This is a genomic window from Mesorhizobium sp. M5C.F.Ca.IN.020.32.2.1 (assembly GCF_004023105.1).
Lineage (GTDB): Bacteria > Pseudomonadota > Alphaproteobacteria > Rhizobiales > Rhizobiaceae > Mesorhizobium > Mesorhizobium wenxiniae.
In genome coordinates this window covers 1-1499 of the sequence record NZ_RZSX01001194.1, presented here as the reverse complement: position 1 = coordinate 1499, position 1499 = coordinate 1, and the positions used below count along the sequence as shown (strand labels likewise).

The following is a 1499-nucleotide window of genomic DNA, read 5'->3' as shown; positions in this document are numbered from 1 at the left end:
GGCTAGCAGTGCGGGAGAGCAATAGGCGGTCCTGAAAGATCGATTTCTCGGAATTGGGCCCAACCCAAGGCCTTTGGACGGCTTAACGGAGCCTCCCTTCTCACACGGCAGGCAGCCATTCGCCGGCGGCACCAGAGGTTTCCAACCAGAGACTAATACTATTTACTAATAGGCGTGAGCATTCTAATGTCGATTTGTCATGCCCGGCTCGGGACCGAACGGGCCATGGCGGCAAGCAAGCGTGCTGCGCGGTATCGGTGGCACTCAGGCGCAGAGCAACGCCGCGCAATTACTGAAATGTCAGACAAATCCGACTATTTACGAACTGCCAATGAGTCTCTAGAGTTCAAATCGCGGCTGGAATGGTGCCGTTCTTTCGCGGCCATCACACCTTAAGGAGGGGGCGTCCAAGCCGCATTCGACAAGTTCAGATCAGCGAAAATGACTGAATCAAATGGGAGGTTGAACATGAAATCTGCGATACGAAATGCGTCCATCGCCGCCGCGGCCTTGGCGCTCGGTCTGTCCATCACTGCAATTGCCCGTGCCCAGGATAAACCGACGCTGGCCTTCGTCGTCAACGGCGCCTCCGATTTCTGGAAGGCGGCCGAAGCCGGTGTCAAGAAGGCGCAGGCCGAACTGCCCGGCTACAATCTGGAGCTCAAATATCCGGAGCAGTCGTCGGTTGCCATTCAGCAGCGGCTGATGGACGATCTGGTGACGGCCGGCGTCAAGGCCATCATGGTATCGGCCGTCGATCCCAAGACCTCGACCGACGGGCTCAACAAGATCGCCTCGGAGACGGCGCTGTTCACCACCGACAGCGACGCGCCGCAGACCAAGCGTATCGCCTATATCGGCTCATCCAACATCGATGCCGGCAAACAGGCGGCCGAGATCGCCAAGAAGGCGATGCCCGACGGCGGCAAATGCCTCGGCTTTGTCGGCTTGCTCGGCGCCGATAATGCCAAGGAGCGCATCGAGGGCATGAAGGAAGGGCTCGCCGGCACCAAGATCGAGCTGATCGACGTGCGTGGCGACGACATCGACCAGGCCCGCGCCAAGAAGAACGTCGAGGACGCGCTGGTCGCCAGCCCCGACGTCACCTGCATGGTCGGCTTCTATTCCTACAACACGCCGCGCATCTATGAAGCGCTGCGCGACGCCGGCAAGCTCGGCCAGATCACGGTTGTCGGCTTCGACGACGATCCGATCACGCTGGGCGGCGTCAAGGAAGGCACCGTTGCCGCCACCGTGGTGCAGCAGCCCTTCGAATGGGCCTACCAGGGCATGAAGCTGATGGCCGCCTATCTCGAGGGCGACAAATCGGGCATTCCGGAGAACGGCCTGATCATCATCCCGACCAAGATCATCGGCAAGGACGACGTCGACGCCTATGCCGCCAATCTGAAGGCAATGTCCGGCAATTAGGACGAAAGCAGTTGCGCCGGCTCGAGGTTCGCTTCGGGTCGGCGGCTCGCATTGACGAACCCTGCGAG

The 1499-nt window shown here is 60.2% G+C and carries 1 protein-coding gene; it reads left to right on the top strand.

What is annotated here, in order from left to right; genetic code table 11:
• Positions 1-468: 468 nt before the first annotated feature.
• Complete coding sequence (locus EOA86_RS34275) at positions 469-1431, top strand: sugar-binding protein (protein WP_029347363.1); 963 nt, start codon at positions 469-471, stop codon at positions 1429-1431.
• Positions 1432-1499: the final 68 nt, after the last annotated feature.